This window comes from Herbaspirillum chlorophenolicum (assembly GCF_001189955.1).
Taxonomy (GTDB): domain Bacteria; phylum Pseudomonadota; class Gammaproteobacteria; order Burkholderiales; family Burkholderiaceae_D; genus Herbaspirillum; species Herbaspirillum chlorophenolicum.
The window spans coordinates 18,437-36,326 of record NZ_LFLT01000030.1 but is presented as its reverse complement, the minus strand read 5'-3'; the positions used below and the strand labels follow the sequence as shown (position 1 = coordinate 36,326).

At 62.5% G+C, this 17,890-nt stretch carries 15 protein-coding genes; 6 read left to right on the top strand and 9 right to left on the bottom strand.

Features of this window, described 5'->3' with window-relative positions; translation table 11 throughout:
- Positions 1-68: 68 nt before the first annotated feature.
- Entirely contained in the window at positions 69-1,019 is a 951-nt protein-coding gene (locus AKL28_RS17115) for an amino acid ABC transporter substrate-binding protein (RefSeq protein ID WP_050469364.1), read from the bottom strand.
- A 71-nt stretch (positions 1,020-1,090) separates the two neighbouring features.
- Between AKL28_RS17115 and AKL28_RS25320 the strand changes: the two genes are divergently transcribed.
- On the top strand, positions 1,091-1,222 hold the full coding sequence (locus AKL28_RS25320) for a hypothetical protein (protein WP_269432198.1): 132 nt from the start codon (positions 1,091-1,093) through the stop codon (positions 1,220-1,222).
- 256 nt (positions 1,223-1,478) lie between these two features.
- Here the strand turns inward: AKL28_RS25320 and AKL28_RS17110 are convergent, their stop codons facing one another.
- From AKL28_RS17110 to AKL28_RS17095, 4 genes are all read right to left on the bottom strand, one after another.
- Positions 1,479-2,408 carry an amino acid ABC transporter substrate-binding protein gene (locus AKL28_RS17110; protein WP_156226381.1) on the bottom strand — a complete coding sequence of 310 codons (930 nt, stop codon included), beginning with the start codon at positions 2,406-2,408 and terminating at the stop codon, positions 1,479-1,481.
- A 79-nt stretch (positions 2,409-2,487) separates the two neighbouring features.
- Entirely contained in the window at positions 2,488-3,780 is a 1,293-nt protein-coding gene (locus AKL28_RS17105) for a Glu/Leu/Phe/Val family dehydrogenase (protein ID WP_050469362.1), read from the bottom strand.
- 340 nt (positions 3,781-4,120) lie between these two features.
- Complete coding sequence (locus tag AKL28_RS17100) at positions 4,121-5,131, bottom strand: LysR family transcriptional regulator (protein ID WP_050469361.1); 1,011 nt, start codon at positions 5,129-5,131, stop codon at positions 4,121-4,123.
- A gap of 132 nt (positions 5,132-5,263) precedes the next feature.
- Positions 5,264-7,177 (bottom strand): ABCB family ABC transporter ATP-binding protein/permease, encoded by a 1,914-nt coding sequence (locus AKL28_RS17095; protein ID WP_050469360.1) that lies wholly within the window; start codon positions 7,175-7,177, stop codon positions 5,264-5,266.
- A 407-nt stretch (positions 7,178-7,584) separates the two neighbouring features.
- On the opposite strand from AKL28_RS17095, the gene AKL28_RS17090 reads away from it, so the two are divergent.
- The 4 genes from AKL28_RS17090 (at position 7,585) to AKL28_RS17075 (ending at position 10,767) form a co-directional block, all read left to right on the top strand.
- The gene (locus AKL28_RS17090) at positions 7,585-8,052 is read left to right on the top strand and encodes an acyl-CoA thioesterase (protein ID WP_050469359.1); all 468 of its coding nucleotides are present in this window, start codon (positions 7,585-7,587) and stop codon (positions 8,050-8,052) included.
- Between the two features lie 119 nt (positions 8,053-8,171).
- Positions 8,172-9,125 (top strand): 2-hydroxyacid dehydrogenase, encoded by a 954-nt coding sequence (locus AKL28_RS17085; protein ID WP_050469358.1) that lies wholly within the window; start codon positions 8,172-8,174, stop codon positions 9,123-9,125.
- A gap of 8 nt (positions 9,126-9,133) precedes the next feature.
- On the top strand, positions 9,134-10,105 hold the full coding sequence (locus tag AKL28_RS17080; RefSeq protein ID WP_050469357.1) for a 2-dehydro-3-deoxygalactonokinase: 972 nt from the start codon (positions 9,134-9,136) through the stop codon (positions 10,103-10,105).
- A gap of 35 nt (positions 10,106-10,140) precedes the next feature.
- Positions 10,141-10,767 carry a 2-dehydro-3-deoxy-6-phosphogalactonate aldolase gene (locus tag AKL28_RS17075; protein ID WP_050469356.1) on the top strand — a complete coding sequence of 209 codons (627 nt, stop codon included), beginning with the start codon at positions 10,141-10,143 and terminating at the stop codon, positions 10,765-10,767.
- A gap of 110 nt (positions 10,768-10,877) precedes the next feature.
- On the opposite strand, the gene AKL28_RS17070 is transcribed toward AKL28_RS17075, so the two are convergent.
- From AKL28_RS17070 to AKL28_RS17060, 3 genes are all read right to left on the bottom strand, one after another.
- A complete protein-coding gene (locus tag AKL28_RS17070) occupies positions 10,878-12,581 on the bottom strand; it encodes a long-chain fatty acid--CoA ligase (protein ID WP_050469355.1) in 1,704 nt (567 codons plus the stop codon).
- 299 nt (positions 12,582-12,880) lie between these two features.
- The gene (locus AKL28_RS17065; RefSeq protein ID WP_050469382.1) at positions 12,881-13,987 is read right to left on the bottom strand and encodes an aminopeptidase; all 1,107 of its coding nucleotides are present in this window, start codon (positions 13,985-13,987) and stop codon (positions 12,881-12,883) included.
- 10 nt (positions 13,988-13,997) lie between these two features.
- Positions 13,998-16,106, bottom strand: a complete 2,109-nt coding sequence (locus AKL28_RS17060) for a molybdopterin-containing oxidoreductase family protein (RefSeq protein WP_050469354.1) — start codon at positions 16,104-16,106, stop codon at positions 13,998-14,000.
- 133 nt (positions 16,107-16,239) lie between these two features.
- On the opposite strand from AKL28_RS17060, the gene AKL28_RS17055 reads away from it, so the two are divergent.
- Complete coding sequence (locus AKL28_RS17055; protein WP_050469353.1) at positions 16,240-17,052, top strand: AraC family transcriptional regulator; 813 nt, start codon at positions 16,240-16,242, stop codon at positions 17,050-17,052.
- 6 nt (positions 17,053-17,058) lie between these two features.
- Here AKL28_RS17055 and AKL28_RS17050 read toward each other — a convergent pair whose 3' ends face one another.
- Positions 17,059-17,688: a LysE family translocator gene (locus tag AKL28_RS17050; protein ID WP_050469352.1), complete on the bottom strand. Its 630-nt coding sequence runs from the start codon at positions 17,686-17,688 to the stop codon at positions 17,059-17,061.
- Positions 17,689-17,890 lie beyond the last annotated feature (202 nt).

Sequence of the window (17,890 nt, the reverse complement as noted above, 5' to 3'; positions counted from 1 at the left end):
CAGCCGGTTAAACAAAACGGGGGACAAGGCCCCCGTTTCGTCACTCATTGCCAAAGGCAATCAGCCTATTACTTCTTCTTGGAAGAAGATTGCTTCTGTGCTTCCGGAACGGCAGCATAAGCAGCCGGTTCGCCCGAATCGGTCGGCTTTGCCAGCACAGCTTGCAGCTGCGGGCTCATCGGCACATTCAGGTTGACGCCCTTCGGAGGAATCGGCGACTGGAACCACTTGGCGTAGATCTTCTTGATCTCGTCACCCTTGTAGACCACGGTCAGTGCATCGTCGACCACCTTCTTGAAGGCAGCGTCGTCCTTCGGCAGGATCAGGCCATAGGGCTCGACCGACAGGGCTTCCGAAGAAACCTGGTAGTCGCCCGGCGCCTTGGAGTTGGCAGCCAGCGAGGACAGCAGGATGTCGTCCATCACGAACGCTGCGGCACGGCCGGTTTCAACCATCAGGAAGGCTTCGGCGTGGTCCTTGGCGGCCAGGATGTTCATGCCCAGGTTACGCTCTGCGTTCAGGGAAGTGATCTGCTTCAGGTTCGAAGTGCCCGAGGTCGACACGACGGTCTTGCCCTTCAGGTCGTCCAGAGTCTTCAGGTTGGCTGCCTTTTTCGACAGGAACTTGTTGGCGGTCACAAATTCGGTCACCGAGAAGGACACCTGCTTCTGACGCTCCATGTTGTTGGTAGCGGAGTCGCAAGAGATGTCGGTGGTGCCGTTGGCGATCAGCGGGATACGGGTAGCCGAAGTCACCGGAACCATCTTGATGTTCAGCGACGTCAGGCCCAGCTTCTTCTGGATCGCGGTAGCGGCCTTCAAGCACAGGTCGATCGAGTAGCCCTGGTAGGACTGCTTGTCATCCAGATAGGAGAACGGGATCGAGGAATCGCGAACGCCCAGAGTCAGGGTGCCGGAATCCTTGATCTTCTTCATCCGGCCGGTGAACTCTTCCGCATGGACAGAGCCCATCAGAACGCTTGCGCCGACCAACACCCCTGCTAGCTTCAATAACTTCATTGTGTGACCTCCTGGAAAAATTTTTACGTAGTGTACCAAAAGCCCTATTCCAAAAACAGCCTGAGCAGTCCATGGAGCAAGGCTTACCGGTCCTGTTGCCATGCCTCTTTTTTATTGTTAAAGCCATATCTTTGCAGGCTTTTTTTCATCTACTTGCAGCCGTTGCCGCCAACTTTGCGGCGGCACGCAACCCACAGCAGTGATCCAGATGCGCAACATGCGGCGGCGGCATTTTACGACAGATAGCCAAGCCAACGTCCCGCAGTGCGCAATATTCCATTCCCGGTGTGACTTCCATCATCTGCCGCACCGCAGCGGCCGATTCCCTCGATAGACAGCCAACACATCTTACATGAGCATCCAGCTTGGCCGGTTATGCTTTCGCGGCATTATTCCCAATTCATTCCCAAAATCACCGCCATACCCTCTTCTCCGTCAGCAATATCCATGCCAGAAAAGCTAATTTGCGATCTTATCCGAAGGGAAGCGAAATGAGTCCCGCAGCACATATCCCATCGGCAGATCCAGCGCCTTCTTGCGCCCTCCCGCCGGCTGCATGAACCAGCGGTTGTACATGCCATTGATATCGCCATCGGAAATCATCCGCACCATCTCGCGGTCGACCAGCGCCTTGAAAGCCCGGTCGTCCTTGCGCATCATCATCGCATAGGGATCGACCGACAATGCCTCACCAACGATCTCCAGCGCCTCGGGATTCTTTATTTCGGTGCGATACGAATACAGCAGCACATCATCGTCGGCATAGGCATCGACGCGCCCGTCCACCACCATCGCCACGGCATCGGCATCCCTGGTCGCCTCGACCCAGCGCATATCGAGAACGCCGCTGGCATCGCGCGCCTTCACATAAGGCAGGATGGAGCTGCCGCGCAGCGTCACCACGCGCTTGCCGCGCATGTCGAGCCACGAGCGGATGCCCGAGTCCTTGCGCACCATCATGCGCGTAGTCGTATAAAAGTGGGGAATGGTGAAATCGAAACGGCTTCTGCGCGAAGCGTTGCTGGTTGTCGAGCCGCACTCGATGTCGGCGGAGCCGCTGGAAATGGCCTCGAAACGGCCATCGGTATCGACCTGCAGGAACTTGAGTTGCAGCTGAGGCAGCCTGGCCTCGCGCCGCACGGCGTCTGCGATCCTCTGGCATATCTCGATGGAATAGCCTATCGCCTTACCGTCGCCATCTGCCTCGGCGAAAGGGAAATGGCCGGCCGGAAAAGCAATCACCATCGTGTTGGTGCGGCGGATCTTGTCCAGCGTATTTTCGGCGTGCGCGAACAACGGCGCCAGGCACAGGCATGCCAGCACCGCCATCATCAGTTTTGCGCACCGCACGGCATCAGCGCCGCCGGTGCGCACGCGCACACGAACCACGTCTCCTCCCTTACCGCTTTTCTGCAGCCGACGATCTTATGCTGTCGCCTTGGCTGCCCATGCTACGAATAAAGCCCTATTACGGGTACAACCCTCGCATTTCACGCGCCTGCAGCACGCGTGTACAAGCCACGATGAACGCCGCGGTACGCAGTGAAACCTTCTTCTCGTCAGCCAGCTGCCACACGGCTGTGAAGGCTTCGCGCATGATGCGGGTCAGGCGCAGATTGATCTCGTCCTCGGTCCAGAAGAAGCTGGAGAAATCCTGCACCCATTCAAAGTAGCTCACCGTCACACCACCGGCATTGGCGATCACGTCGGGCACAATCAGCACACCCTTGTCGCGCAGGATATCGTCGGCAGCAGGCGTGGTCGGGCCGTTGGCGCCTTCCAGGATGATCTTGGCCTTGATGTTGTTGGCATTGGCTTCGGTGATTTGCTGTTCCAGTGCAGCAGGCACCAGAATGTCGCAGTCCACCGACCAGAATTGGGCGCGGTCGGTAATCTCGTCGGCGCCGGCGAAACCCTTCACGCTGCCATTCTGCGCAACATAGGTCTGCAGCGCGGCGACGTCCAGACCACCGGCGTTAAACACAGTCGTCACGTGATCCTGAACCGCCACTACCTTGGCGCCGGCTTCCGCAAACAGGCGTGCGGCGATGCCGCCGACGTTGCCGAAGCCTTGCACGGCAACCTTGGCATCCTTGATGTCGAGGCTGCGCTTGGCAGCCGCTTCGCAGCCCACCACGAACACGCCGCGGCCGGTCGCTTCATGCCGTCCCAGGCTGCCGCCCAGAGAGATCGGCTTGCCGGTCACCACGCCGGAAGAGGTACTGCCCTGGTTCATGGAATAGGTATCCATCATCCATGCCATGATCTGCGAATCGGTGTTCACGTCCGGCGCCGGGATATCCTTGTTGGGGCCGATGATGATGCCGATTTCGCTGGTGTAGCGGCGGGTGACGCGCTGCAGTTCGCCGCGCGAGAGGGTCCGGGGATCAACGCGGATACCGCCCTTGGCGCCGCCGTAGGGAACGTTCACCGCCGCGTTCTTGACGGTCATCCAGGCCGACAGCGCCATCACTTCCGACAGCGTCACGTCCTGGTGGAAACGCACGCCGCCCTTGCCGGGGCCGCGCGAAGTATTGTGCTGGACACGATAGCCCTCGAAGTGGGCGATAGTGCCGTCATCGCGCTCGATGGGAACATCGACCACCAGTATGCGCTTGGGACGCTTCAGGGTTTCCACCCAGCGCGCCAGCGATCCCAGGTAGGGCGTCACGCGGTCGATTTGCTCAAGGTAGACGCCCCACGGGCCGATGCCGTGCGGGACGAGGTAGGAAGGCACTTCGTGGTTAGGTACGTTCGACATGATGCAATCGCTCCTTTTGTTTGCCGTGCTGTTCAAGACGCTGCAAAGAAATCGAGACCTGCCGAGCATAGTACTCCGCCACAGCTAACGATCAAGGTGCACTGCCGCTTGCAGTGCGCAAGAGCGTGAAAATCTTCTCCGTCCGAATCAGCGACGCAATCGTAGCCAGCCGGCTAATACAAGGCTAATGCTTTGTGAGCATGCAACTATGCATGAGATGCATAACAACCGGCTCCCCCTGATGGGAGCGGGATTAAGGGGAATTCGCACCGTCGCCAGATGGTTTTCACGGCTCCCTGCCGGCCGCGCCGGGCATGCATGCAATCACGCCCCGCCAGGCTCAGGATTCGCGCTTTTCGGCGGTGCGGGCAGCCTTCGATGCCGCCCTGCCGGAACCGACCGCCACCCCCTTCTGGCGGTCGGCCCGCGTCGCATTCAGTTCTTCCAGGTATTCCCACAAGCGCGCCACCAGCGCCTTGCCGACGCGCTGCGCAGTGGGCCGTTCGCGGTACAGGCGGATCTCCATCTCCACCTCCCATTCGCCGGCCGGCCCATCGGTACGCGCCAACTGGCGATTGCGCACCTCGCGTACCACCGACGATTCCGGCAGGAAGGCCACGCCGTGGCCCTCCAATGCCATCATCTTGAGGCTTTCAGACATGTCGGTCTCATAGTGCTTGAGCAGGTGCAGCGGACGCTTCACATCCGACATCATCAACTCCACCATTCGGCCCAGATAGGCATTGCTGGTGTAAGACAGGAACGGCACCGGCTCCTTGGAGGTGCCGGGGAACAGGTAATCGGGCTTGCCGTTGCGGTCGCAGCGCGAATACGGGCGCAGCGTCTCGGTTCCCATGGTCAGCATGTCGTAGCGGCTGGCGTCGAGCTGTACCGGCTGGCGCGGATGGTGATAGCACAGCAGCAAGTCGCAGCCGCCTTCGACGATGGTCATCACCGCATCGTGCACGTTCAGCGCGATCAGGCGCGTGTTGATGGAGCCGAAGCCTGACTCCAGCGAACTGAGCCACTTGGGCATGTAGGTCAGCGAGAGCGTATGCGGCACCGCAAAATCGATTGTGGTCTGGGCGGTCGGCCGCTTGCCGCGCAGCAGGGCGCGGGTGTTGTTGATCTGCCCCAGCATCTCCACCGCCTGCTCGTAGAACACTTCGCCGGCCGCGGTCAGCCTAGTCGGATAGGAGGTGCGATCGATCAGATCGGCGCCCAGCCAGGCTTCCAGCGACTGGATGCGGCGCGAAAAGGCCGGCTGCGTGACATGCCGCAAATCGGCGGAACGGCTGAAACTGCGGGTTTCAGCCAGGGAGACGAAATCTTCAAGCCATTTGCTTTCCATTGCCCGCCCACTTCTCGTTCTTGTAAGAATTTATGCGAATGGATGAATTGTGCCGCCGCGCCAGTCGCGGCGCAAGCGAGCACTGCAGCGGATAACCCTTAGCGCCGCCCCCGGAGAATCGGGAGCAGGTTCTCAGCGGCTGCCCGCGGGCATCAGCACCGTCGGCTCGTCACCCGGCCCGGCCGCCACCGCCACAACATCGGCAACGTCAGCCTCCGGCGACGGCGACCCGCCCTCTTCATCGGCGCCAGCCTGCTGGCGCAGCCACATCTGGGCGTACAGGCCGTTGGCCATCAACAGCCCGGAATGGGTGCCGCGCTCGACGATGCGGCCGTGATCCAGCACCAGGATCTGATGGGCGTCCACGATGGTCGACAAGCGATGGGCGATAACCAGCGTGGTGCGTTCGCGCGCGATTTCCGCCAGCTGCTGCTGGATCGCCTGCTCGGCGCGCGAATCCAGCGCCGATGTGGCTTCATCGAAGATCAGGATGGCCGGGTCCTTGAGCAGCGTGCGCGCGATCGCCACCCGCTGCTTTTCGCCGCCCGACAGTTTCAGTCCGCGCTCGCCCACCATGGTGGCGTAACCGTCCGGCAGCGATTCGATGAACTCATGGATATAAGCCGCCTTGGCCGCCGCCACAATCTGCTCGCGGCCGGCGCCCGGCTTGCCGTAGGCGATGTTGTATTCGATGGTGTCGTTGAACAGTACCGTGTCCTGCGGCACGATGCCGATGGCCTGGCGCAGCGACGCCTGGGTCACTTCGCGCAAGTCCTGGCCGTCGATACGGATGGCGCCGCGATCGACATCGTAGAAGCGGTACAGCAGCCGCGACAGCGTCGATTTACCCGAACCGCTATGGCCGACCACCGCGGTAGTGGTGCCGGCCGGCACGGTGAAATCGATGTCGAACAGGATCTGGCGCTTGCTCTCGTAGCTGAAATCGACATGCTCGAAACGCAATGCCGCACCTTGCGCCTTGAGCGGCGCGGCAGCGGGGCTGTCGGCCACTTCGCGGTTCTCTTCCAGCAGCGAGAACAGGCGTTCCATGTCCGCCAGGCTCTGCTTGATCTCACGATAGAGCACACCCAGGAAATTGAGCGGAATGTAAAGCTGGATCATGAAGGCATTGACCAGCACCATGTCGCCCAGCGTCATCGTGCCGTTGATCACGCCCACCGTGGCGCGCCACAGGATCAGCGTGACCGCGATGGCGATGATGGCCGACTGGCCCGTGTTCAGCAGCGACAGCGAACTCTGGGACTTGACCGCAGCGCGCTCGTAGCGCTGCAGGCCTTCGTCGTAGCGGCGCGCTTCAAAACTCTCATTGCCGAAATACTTGACCGTCTCGTAGTTGAGCAGCGAATCGATGGCGCGGGTGTTGGCGCGCGAGTCCAGATCGTTCATCGTGCGGCGGAAATGCGTGCGCCACTCGGTCACCGTGATCGTAAACAGGATGTACAGCGCCAGCGCGCCGGCGGTGATGATGGAAAACCAGATATCGTAATGCAGCACCAGGTAAGCCAGCACCAGCAGGATCTCGATGATGGTGGGCAGGATCGAAAACAGCGTGTACGACACCAGCGTGGAGACGCCGCGCGTGCCGCGTTCGATGTCGCGCGTCATGCCGCCGGTCTGGCGATTCAAGTGAAAGCGCAGCGACAACGCATGCAGGTGCTGGAACACCTGCAAGGCGATAGTGCGTACCGCGCGCTGGGTCACGCGCGCAAACATCAGTTCGCGCAGTTCCGTGAAGACCGAGGTCGCCAGCCGCAGCGCGCCATAGGCGGCCAGCAAACCCAGCGGCAGCACCAGCAAGGCTTGCGGATGCGCAACTGTGGCGCTCATCTGGTCGACCAGTTTCTTCAGGATCAGCGGCACGCCCACATTGGCCACCTTGGCGCCAACCAGGAAGGCCAGCGCCAACATGACGCGCCACTTGTAGATCCACAGATAGGGCAGGAGCGTCTTGACGATAGCCCAGTCGCTGCGTTGCCGCGGTGCGGCGTTGGCTTGCGGGGCGGAGGTATTCGGATAACGGCGCATGAGATGGCTGGAAAATGGCTGGCGGAGCACGGCCGCGAAACATGCCGCTAACGGCGGCAAAGCCCGCTGCGGCGAGGAAACATCCGATAAACTATGGTTCTCGCACTATTGGTGCGAGAACCATTCATATATGCTTTACGTGCCTGTTTGACAAGTGAGGACGCCTTCAGCGCACCTCGCCGTCATCCAGGCGGCGAATCTGGGATTATAAGAACCTATTCGGAATCTCGCCGGGAGTTGGGCAAATGTCATTTCAGGATGGGATGCAAGGCGCAAAACGTAGCCGGGCCGGTGGCCCGGCGAGGCTTTGCAACGCTGCAGACCGCCTGAAAGGGCATTTGGACAACCCCGGCGAGATCCCGAATAGGTTCTAGTCCGCAGGACTTCACGCTTTCAAGGGAGAAGCAATGACCACACCGCTCCGTACTCAACTGCCTGCCGGGAAATCCCCGCAACTGCGCGTCATGCCCATGCCGGCCGACGCCAACGTGTACGGCGACGTCTTCGGCGGCTGGATCATGGCCCAGGTCGACGTGGCCGGCTCGCTGCCCGCCACACGCCGCGCCAATGGCCGCGTGGCTACCATCGCCGTCAATTCATTCCTGTTCAAGAATCCGGTGTTCGTGGGCGACCTGCTCTCCTTCTACGCCGACATCGTCAAGGTCGGCAACACCTCCATCACCGTCAATGTCGAGGTGTATGCCGAGCGCAACCGCCTGCAAGCCGAAGTCGTCAAGGTTACCGAAGCCACGCTCACCTATGTCGCCACCGATGAAAGCCGCAAGCCGCGCGCACTGCCGCCGCTGGGGCCGGACGACAATATCGGCGAACTCAACACCATGCAGGACCTGGGCGGCGGCTGGCAGGCCATTTGATACACCCAACGCTGCCAACGCATCCCGCGCGGCCGCAATGTTGAAAAGAATTCAGCACGCAGGCTGCGCTTAATTTGTATTGTTACGTTCCTCCATCCATCGTTCCCCGAATCTTCACCATGTCCCCATCCATGCCTTCCCGTCCCGATGTCCTGATCGTGGCACGCCTGCCGCAGCACCTGATGCAACTGCTGCATGACAATTTCAATTGCCACAACCTGCTGGACGGCCTGAGCGAAGAAAAGCTCAGCCAGATCGCCCCGGCTATCCGCGCCATCGCCGCCAACGGCGAGGCCAAGGTGCCGCGCGAATTCATGGCGCGCTTCCCGGCGCTGGAGATCGTCTCGGTGTTCGGCGTCGGCTATGACGGCGTCGATGTGCCAGCAGCGCGCGAACGCGGCATCCATGTCACGCACACGCCCGACGTGCTCACCGACGATGTCGCCGACATGGCCATCGCCCTGATGCTTGCCGCGGCCCGCAACGTGGTGCGCGCCGACCGCTTCGCCCGCAGCGGCGAATGGAAGAACGGCCCCTTCCCCTTCACCACCAAGGTCAGCGGCGCCAGGCTGGGCATCGTCGGTCTGGGCCGCATCGGCGAAGCGATCGCCCGGCGCGCGGCCGGCTTCGACATGGACATCTCGTACCACAACCGCTCGCGCAAGGACGTGCCCTACACCTACTACGGCGACATCAAATCGCTGGCGGCGGCAGTCGACTTCCTGGTGATGATCACGCCTGGCGGCGCCGGCACGCGCGCCCTGGTCAATGCCGAGGTGCTGGAAGCGCTCGGCCCCAAAGGTTTCCTGATCAACGTGGCGCGCGGCTCGGTGGTCGATGAGGCGGCGCTGACCCAGGCGCTCAAGGAGGGCAAGATCGCCGGCGCCGGCCTGGATGTGTTCGAAAACGAACCCAATATCCCGGCCGAACTGGCGGCGCTGGAGAACGTGGTGCTGACCCCGCACATGGCCAGCGGCACGCTGGTCACGCGCACCGCCATGGCCGACCTCGCCTTCAATAACCTGCAAACGCATTTCGCCGGCAAGCCGGTGCTCACGCCGGTGCCGAACTGAAAACGGCGATGGATGATTCCACCAAACTGATTGCGCTCGACTGGGGAACCTCCTCGCTACGCGCCTATCGGCTGGGCCACGGCGGCGCGGTGCTGGACAAGCGCGCGCTGCCTTGGGGCATCATGAACCTGCCAGTGGTCGAAGCATCGGCCGCCGGTTCGCAGGCCGGTTTCGAGCAAGCCTTCAGCGAGGCTTGCGGCGACTGGCTGCGCGATGCGCCCGATACCCCCGTGATGGCTGCCGGCATGGTCGGCAGCGCCCAAGGCTGGCGCGAAGCGGCCTATCTCGACGTGCCGCTGCGAGTTGCCGACATCGGCGCCGGCCTGACGACAGTACCCACCCGCAGCGGCGCCATGCTGCACATCGTGCCCGGCCTGATCGAGCGCGGAGCGCTGCCCAATGTGATGCGCGGCGAAGAAACACAGGTGGTCGGCGCGCTGGAAGACGGCGCCGACGATGAACTGCTGATCGGCCTGCCCGGCACGCATTCCAAGTGGGTGCGCATCGCCGGCGAACGTTTCATGCACTTCGATACCTTCATGACCGGCGAGGCGTATGCAGCCCTTTCCTCGCACACCATCCTTGGGCGCACCATGCAGCGCGGCGCGAATTTCAATCCGCAGGCCTTCGAACGCGGCGTGCGGGTGGCCACCGACAGCGCCGGCATCAACGGCGTGTTGTCGACCATTTTCAGCACGCGCACACTGGGCCTGACCGGCGCACTGGATGGCGCGGCCCAGGCCGACTATCTCTCTGGTTTGCTGATCGGACACGAAATCGCGGCGTTGCGCGGCAGCCGAGCCGCAGTCAAGCTGGCGGACGACCCGCGCATCGTCCTGATCGGCGACGGCAAGCTGTGCGAGCGTTACCACCGGGCGCTGGCGATTTACGGCTACACCAATGTCGGCGTATCGGCGCAGGCTACCGAACGCGGCCTGTGGAAGATTGCCGTGCAAGCAGGGCTGGTGCGCCAAGACTGAGCGCGCCGGCCATTTAGACGAAAACGAAAGACGCCATGTTCAAAGAAGCCATGAAGAAATGCCGGCTCATCGCCATCCTGCGCGGGGTACGCCCCGACGAGGTGGAGGCGATCGGCCGCGCCATCTACGACGCTGGGTTCCGCATCATCGAAGTCCCGCTGAACTCGCCTGAACCGCTGGAGAGCATCCGCATCCTGCGCAGCACCCTGCCGGCCGACTGCGTGGTGGGCGCCGGCACCGTGATGTCGCCAGCCCAAGTGCAGCAAGTGGCGGATGCCGGCGGCCAATTGATCGTGATGCCGCACAGCGACCCGGCCGTGATCCGCGCCGCCACCGATGCCGGCCTGGCCAGCGCGCCAGGCGTCGCCACGGTCACCGAAGCCTTCGCCGCGCTGGCGGCCGGCGCCGACATCCTCAAGATGTTCCCGGCCGAGCAGTTGGGGCCCGCCGTGGTCAAGGCCTGGCGCGCAGTGATCCCGGCAAGTGTAGTGCTGGCGCCTGTGGGGGGCATCACGCCGGACAGCCTGCAGACATTCATGCAGGCCGGCGCCACAGCCTTCGGCCTGGGTTCCGCGTTGTACAAACCCGGCATGAGTCCGCAGGAGGTCGGGGCAAATGCCAAGGCGTTCATCCATGCATTGCGCGCCTGCGAAACAGCCTGACCTGCCCCCCTTCCGTCATCCCGCCGCTCAAGCCGGGATGACGGCAAAACAAAAGCGCCGCTGCGAATCTCTTCACAGCGGCACTTTTTGCTTGAAGCCGGAATGCGGTATCAGGCAGCCTTCTTTTCTGCCTCCGGATTCTTTTGTTCGTCGCGCAGCTCGCGGCGCAGGATCTTGCCGACGTTGGTCTTGGGCAGCTCGTCACGGAACTCGATGTACTTGGGCTTCTTGTAGCCGGTGAACTGTTCCTTGCAATAAGCCATCAGTTGCTCGGCGGTGAGCGACTTGTCCTTGCGCACCACGAACAGCTTGACCGCCTCGCCGGTGTGCTCATCCGGCACGCCCACGCATGCGCATTCCAGCACACCCGGATGCTGCGCCACCACGCCTTCGATCTCGTTCGGATAGACGTTGAAGCCGGACACCAGGATCATGTCCTTCTTGCGGTCGACGATCTTGGTGTAGCCGCGCTCGTCCATCACGCCGATGTCGCCGGTCTTGAAGAAACCGTCATCGGTCATGACCAGGGCAGTCTCATCCGGACGCTGCCAGTAGCCGGCCATCACCTGCGGACCGCGGATGGCGATCTCGCCCGGCTGGCCCAGCGCCACCGGCTTGCCGCTGTCATCCAGGATGGCGATGTCGGTAGCCGGCAGCGGCAGGCCGATAGTGCCGGTGTATTCGTCGATGGTGCAGGGATTGGCACTGGCAATCGGCGATGTTTCCGACAGGCCGTAGCCTTCAATGATGGGACAGCCAGTCAGCTTCTTCCACTTGTCGGCCACGCTCTTTTGCACCGCCATGCCGCCGCCCACGCAGCAGCGATAGCCCGAGAAATCCAGCTTGGCAAATTCGGCGTTATTCAACAGCGCGTTGTACAGCGTATTGACTGCCGGGAAGGTATTGACCTTGTACTTGGCCAGTTCCTTGACGAAGCCGGGAATGTCGCGCGGGTTGGGGATCAGCAGGTTCAGCGCGCCTTCGCGCGTGCCCAGCATGTTGCATACCGTCAGCGCGAAGATGTGGTACAGCGGCAGTGCACAGACGAACACCAGCTGGTCGATCGGCTTGCCGGACTTGAGCGCAGGGTTCAGCCACTCTTCAGCCTGCAGCACGTTGGCCACCAGGTTGCGGTGGGTCAGCACGGCGCCCTTGGCCACGCCGGTGGTGCCGCCTGTGTATTGCAGGAAGGCGATGTCCTCATGCCCCAGCGACACCGGCTGCAACTGCTTGCCGGAAGCCTGATGCAGCGCCTGGCTGAACGTGATGGCGTGGGGCAAGGACCAGGCCGGCACCATCTTCTTCACATGGCGCACCACCATATTCACGATGGCGCCCTTCAATGTGCCCAGCAACTCGCCCATGCTGGCGACCACGATGTGCTTGATCCGGGTCTTCTCCACCACCTTCTGCAAGGTACTGGCGAAGTTTTCGAGTACGAAGATGGCCTCGGCGCCCGAGTCCTTCAACTGGTGCTCAAGTTCGCGCGCGGTGTAGAGCGGATTGACGTTGACCACGGTATAGCCGGCGCGCAGGATGGCAGCGATCGCAATCGGGTATTGCAGCACGTTGGGCATCATGATCGCCACGCGCGCGCCCTTTTGCAGGCCCAGGCTTTGCAGCCACGCACCCAGCAGGCGCGACAGGCGGTCCAGCTCGGCATAGCTCAGGTACTTGCCCATGCAAACGTAGGCATTGCGGTCGGCATACTTGGTGAAGGCCTCATCGATCATCTGCACCAGCGAGCCATAGCGGCCGGGATCGATGTCGGCGGGCACGCCCGCGGGGTAGGAAGCAAGCCAGAATTTTTCCATGTTGTTACCTCTGTCTCCGGTCAGAACTTGCGCTGGGCTGAGCGTTGATTGGACATCATTGCTTTGGCACGCACAGAAAAAAAGCACGAGTGTTTTTTTATTTAGAGCAGATGCTATCCAGCATTGGCCGCTTGAGCAAGTAGTTTAGGAGGATTTTTACGCAAAACTTTCTACGCCCCCGGCATGGCTCGTATTTGGCCCGTCTTGCTTTTCGGACAAACCCTCAAGCTTTTGCATCATACCCTTGGGCGCCATGCTCGTGCGCCTTTGCATGCCTGGCGGAAACTCCCCTCTCCACCTCACAGCGGCGTGCGCTCGGTCTTGCGATCCCGCCGGCGCCGGCCCGGCTCCCCCGCCGGCAGCGGATCGCCCAGGGCAATGTGGCGCGCGGCCTTGTCCATCTGCGCCAGTTGCTTCACCTTCGCATAAAAGTCCGGGAAACCGCTGCTCTGCGCGAACAGCGCCTTGAATGCCGGCACCAGGTCGTGATACGCACCGACCAGCGCCAGGTGCGCATTGGACAGCGGCATGGCAAACCAGCGGTCGTAACCGGCATAACCGTCCCAGCGCTGCGCCTTCATCTGTGCATACTCCGCGCGCAGTTCACCGAAGATCTGCTGCTTGCGCTCGCGCTTGGCATCGTCCGGCGCATCGCTGTCGTAATTGGCCTCCAGCTTGTCGCGGTATTTGTCCAGCAAGGAGAGGAAGTCCTGCTTGCGTGCATCGAAGCGGCGGTAAGCCTCGATCAGCTTGTCGTCATGCCTGGCCGACAGCCAGCGGTCGACGCCGATTTCTTCGACCGCGACGGCGAAGCCTTCGTTGAACGGCGTATCGTCGCACGCGTAGACGGTCTGGTGCGCCAGTTCATGGAAGATCAGGCGCGCCAGCTCGCCATCAGGATAATTAATGAAGGTGGAAATCACCGGGTCGTTGAACCAGCCCAGCGTCGAATACGCAGGCACGCCCACCACCTGCACGTCATAGCCCTGCTGCTGCAACTGCGCGCCATACGCTTGCGCCGCCTGCTGGCTGTAGTAGCCCCGATAGTCGACACAGCCGGCGACAGGGAAGCACCACTGGTGGGCCTTGAGCGAAAGCTCCGGCGCCGCCACCACATTCCACAGCACGAAGGGACGGTCGAGCTGGGCATAGGTCTTGTAGCTGCCGTTGTCAGGCAAACCCAGTTCATCGACGGCGAAACGCCGGATTTCACGGACGGTCTGCAATTTGGTCTTCAACCCCGGTTTGGCATCCGGGTCGGCGATCCAGTCATCGAATGGCTTGGCCTGGGCCAGCAAAGAAAACTGGCCGTGGGCTGCCTGCGCATAATAGGAGAGCGAGGTGCAGCCGGCCGTCGATGCGGCAACCACAAGCAGCGCCGCCATGCGCAGCGCACGCCATGTCATGCGCAACGGCTCAGGCAGCGGCGGCCGCATCATCTCCGGCCATCCTTTCAACCTGCACCAGCACATCGTAGAAAGTCGGCGCGTTACCCATATCGGTCAGGCGCTGGCTGGTGACTTCGTTCGCATTCTTGCCGTCGGCGGCGAACTTCTTCCACCAGATCGACAAGCCGACCACCAGGCCGAGGCGCGCCTTGTCCGTCACGCGCACACGCGCCTGCATGCTGCCGCGGTCGTTGAAGATGCGCGCCATGTCGCCGTCGGCGATGCCGCGTGCGGCGGCGTCATCCGGGTGCATGTCGAGATGCGGTTCGCCTTCGGTGTCGCGCAGGCTCTGGACGTTGACGAAGGACGAATTGAGGAAATTGCGCGCCGGCGGCGAAATCATCGCCAACGGATATTTCGCGCCCAATTGCGGGTTGCTGGCCACCGATTCGTAAGGCGGGGTATAAGCCGGCAGCGGATCGAGCCCGGCCACCTTCATCTGTTCCGAATAGAACTCGCACTTGCCCGATGGCGTGGTGAAACCGCCTTCAGCGAACGGCGCGGCCGGCATGGACAAGCGCTGCCAGCCTTTCTCCTTCAATTCGTCCCAGTCGTAGCCGGCGCTGCGCGGATGGTCGCGGCGGAAGGCTGCGGCGGCAATCGCGTCATCGCACTCCTTGAAACAATCCTCCCCAAACCCCATCGCGGCGGCCAGCAGGCGGAAGATCTCGGTGTTCGGCTTGGCCTCGCCCAGCGGCGCGATGGCAGCGTTGTTGGCCATCATGTAGACGTGGCCGTAGGCGCTGTGCACATCCACGTGTTCCAGTTGGGTGGTGGCCGGCAGCACGATGTCGGCGTAGTCGGCGGTATCGGTCTGGAAATGCTCGAGCACCACGGTGAACAGATCTTCGCGCGCGAAGCCTTCGGCCACCTTGGCCGATTCCGGCGCCACTGCGACCGGGTTGGAGTTATAGACGACCACGGCGTCGATCTTCGGACCGAATGCGGGCGACGCCGGCTTCAGCAGTTCATCGCCGATGGTGCTCATGTTGACCATGCGCGCCGGCGCGCCGTGGCGAGCGGCCAGATCGGGGCGTGACAGCGCGGCGCTGTCCCTGGGGAAGGAGTCCGAGGTCGACATCTGGATGCCGCCGGACGGATGGCGCCACGCGCCCACCAGCGCCGGCAGGCAGGCGATATTGCGCGCTGCCATGCCGCCGCCGCGCACACGCTGCAAGCCGTAGTTGGCACGGATCATCGCGCCTTCACCCGCCAGCGCCACGCGGCCGTATTCGCGCGCCAGGCCCTGCACTTCCTCAACGCTGATGCCGCAGATGTCGGCGGTGCGGTGCGGCGTCCATTCCGCGACGCGCTCCTTCAGCTGTTCGAAGCCCAGCGTGTGGCGCGCGATGTAATCGCCATCCAGCAGGTTTTCGGCCACCAGCACATGCATCATGCCCAGCGCCAGCGCGGCATCGGTGCCTGGCAGCAAAGCGATGTGCTGATGGCATTTCTCGGCTGTCAGCGAACGGTAGGGATCGATGGCGATGATGCGCGCACCGTTGCGCTTGGCGGCCTGCACGCGGGTCCAGAAATGCAGGTTGGAGGCAATCGGGTTGCCGCCCCAGATCAGGATCAGCTTGGCGTTGTTGACCTGCTCAAGATCGGTGCCGATGCGCGCGCCGACGGTATAGCGATAGCCGACGCCGCCGGCCGAGGCACAGATGGTGCGCTCCAGTTGCGAAGCGCCCAGGCGGTTGAAGAAGCGCCCCGCCATCGACTCGCCCTGCACCAGGCCCATGGTGCCGGCGTAGCTATAGGGCAAGATCGCCTGCGGATCGCGCAGCGCGATGGCGCCCAGGCGGTCGGCGATGGTTGCGATCGCCTCGTCCCAGCTGATGCGCTCGAATTTTCCTTCGCCTTTCTTGCCCACGCGGCGCAGCGGATGCAGCAGGCGGTCCTTGTGGTAGGTGCGCTCGGTGTAGCGCGCGACCTTGGTGCACAACACGCCGGAAGTCGGCGGATGCTCGGGATCGCCGCGCACTTCGGTGGCGACGCCGTCTTTGACGGTCACCAGCAAGGCGCAGGTATCGGGGCAATCATGCGGGCAGGCAGCGCGGACTATCGTGGTGGACATGGCAAATCGGCAAGAAACATCAAGAAAAGATGAGCTGCAATCCGTGGCTGGCGCCCCGCTTGCAGTAAAGCGGATACTTTATCTTAAAATGCACTTCCCGAGCCTCAGCATGCTCGCAACAATGCCATCATCCATGCAGCCGTCCCTCCATTTTTGGCGCGACCCCGCCCTGCCCTTCCTGGAAGGCCGGCGCGCCACCGGCAGCCTGTCCTGCTATGCGCCGCATACGCATCCGACTTTCTCCATCGGCATCGTCGACGCCGGCCGCAGCACCTTCGCGCTGGCCGGGCGCAGCACGCCTATCGTTCCCGGCGACGTGGTGCTGGTGCGCGCGGGCGACGTGCATAGCTGCAACCCGGAAGACCTGCAACGCTGGAGCTACCGCATGTTCCATCTCGACGCCGCCTGGCTGCGGGACTTGCTGGCAGAGTCGCCGGAGACATGCCGCCTGCTGGCCGCAATGGAGTCCCAGGTGATTCGCTCACCGCAAGCGGTGCAGCTGCTTGACCGCATGACGGCGGCGCTCGACGGCAGCGACGGTCCGGCCAAGGAAGCGGAAGTCATCACCTGCCTGCACGAGCTGATGCTGCTGTGCGCCGAAGCCGGCAGCGAGTCGCCTGCGGAAGAAACCGACAATACCGATGGCCTGCAGCAGGCCCACGACTATCTGCAGGCGCACTGCCGCGAACGCGTCGGCATCGACACCCTGGCGCAAGTCGCCGGCACCGGCCGCTACCAGTTGATCCGCCTGTTCCGCCGCCGCTACGGCCTGACGCCGCATGCGCTGCAGCTGGACATGAAAATCAACCAGGCGCGCACCTTGCTCAAGCAAGGCGCCAGTGCCGCCGACGCCGCCTACGACACCGGCTTTGCCGACCAAAGCCACTTTCACCGCGCGTTCAAGTCGCGCGTGGCAGCCACGCCGGCGCAGTATCAAAAACGCTAATTTTCTTCAGGCCCTGGACAGGGCCAATGCCGCAGCGGCCACCATCAGCAACAGGCCGGCTCCGCGTTCGACCATCGGCAAGCTGCGCACCAGCCATGCCATCGCCCGGCGCTGCGATACCGCGCACACCAGCATCGCATCCCACACGAACACCGCGGCAAACATCCACACGCCGTAAAGAAGCTTCAGCCCGAATCCGGTCTGCGCCCCTACTATCAGCGTGAACAAGCCGAAATAGAAGATGCCGTTCTTCGGGTTCAATACCGCCGACAAAAAACCCGCCCCCATACCGGCAACAAATCCTGAGTAGCTGCGTAACGCCGCAGGCTCCGCGCCCGCCAATGCCTGCGGCTTCAAGCTGGATTGCATGAACAGCCACCCCAGCCATGCGAGGTAGATGCTGGCCGCCCATTTCATGGCCGTCAACAGTGCCGGGCTCTGCTGCAGCAAACTGAATCCGGCCAGCGCCAGCGCGATGTACAGGCCATTGGCCAAGGCGATGCCCAGGCTGGCGCCGATACCGTTGCGTCGCCCATGGCGCAGCGAATTGCGCACCAGCAGCAGGAAGTCGGGACCGGGGCTGGCCAGCGCCAGGAAATGGGCCGAGGCCAACAGGAAAAATTCAGAGGTCAACATGGGGGCACGCGGATCATGGCAATGATGAAGAGCCGCATGCTAGGCCAGCCGCATCGGGCTGTATTGAACAAAATTGCGGAGTGCGATGGGGCGACATCGCATGCAACCGAAGGAAATTCGATTGCCCTTCGGCATTTCCTTAAGGAAAATGCGCTGACGCGGCAAGCAGCATGCCTCGTCAGTTCGTCCATTATCTATAAGG

Bases quoted from the DNA above. Each gene is read 5' to 3' on its own strand.
- AKL28_RS17090 (WP_050469359.1), top strand. From the start codon at position 7,585: ATGACCACACCGCTCCGTACTCAACTGCCTGCCGGGAAATCCCCGCAA.
- AKL28_RS17105 (WP_050469362.1), bottom strand. From the start codon at position 3,780: ATGTCGAACGTACCTAACCACGAAGTGCCTTCCTACCTCGTCCCGCAC.
- AKL28_RS17050 (WP_050469352.1), bottom strand. From the start codon at position 17,688: ATGTTGACCTCTGAATTTTTCCTGTTGGCCTCGGCCCATTTCCTGGCG.
- AKL28_RS17065 (WP_050469382.1), bottom strand. From the start codon at position 13,987: ATGACATGGCGTGCGCTGCGCATGGCGGCGCTGCTTGTGGTTGCCGCA.
- AKL28_RS17060 (WP_050469354.1), bottom strand. From the start codon at position 16,106: ATGTCCACCACGATAGTCCGCGCTGCCTGCCCGCATGATTGCCCCGAT.
- AKL28_RS17055 (WP_050469353.1), top strand. From the start codon at position 16,240: ATGCAGCCGTCCCTCCATTTTTGGCGCGACCCCGCCCTGCCCTTCCTG.
- AKL28_RS17085 (WP_050469358.1), top strand. From the start codon at position 8,172: ATGTCCCCATCCATGCCTTCCCGTCCCGATGTCCTGATCGTGGCACGC.
- AKL28_RS17095 (WP_050469360.1), bottom strand. From the start codon at position 7,177: ATGCGCCGTTATCCGAATACCTCCGCCCCGCAAGCCAACGCCGCACCG.
- AKL28_RS17070 (WP_050469355.1), bottom strand. From the start codon at position 12,581: ATGGAAAAATTCTGGCTTGCTTCCTACCCCGCGGGCGTGCCCGCCGAC.
- AKL28_RS17075 (WP_050469356.1), top strand. From the start codon at position 10,141: ATGTTCAAAGAAGCCATGAAGAAATGCCGGCTCATCGCCATCCTGCGC.
- AKL28_RS17080 (WP_050469357.1), top strand. From the start codon at position 9,134: ATGGATGATTCCACCAAACTGATTGCGCTCGACTGGGGAACCTCCTCG.
- AKL28_RS25320 (WP_269432198.1), top strand. From the start codon at position 1,091: ATGGAGCAAGGCTTACCGGTCCTGTTGCCATGCCTCTTTTTTATTGTT.
- AKL28_RS17100 (WP_050469361.1), bottom strand. From the start codon at position 5,131: ATGGAAAGCAAATGGCTTGAAGATTTCGTCTCCCTGGCTGAAACCCGC.
- AKL28_RS17115 (WP_050469364.1), bottom strand. From the start codon at position 1,019: ATGAAGTTATTGAAGCTAGCAGGGGTGTTGGTCGGCGCAAGCGTTCTG.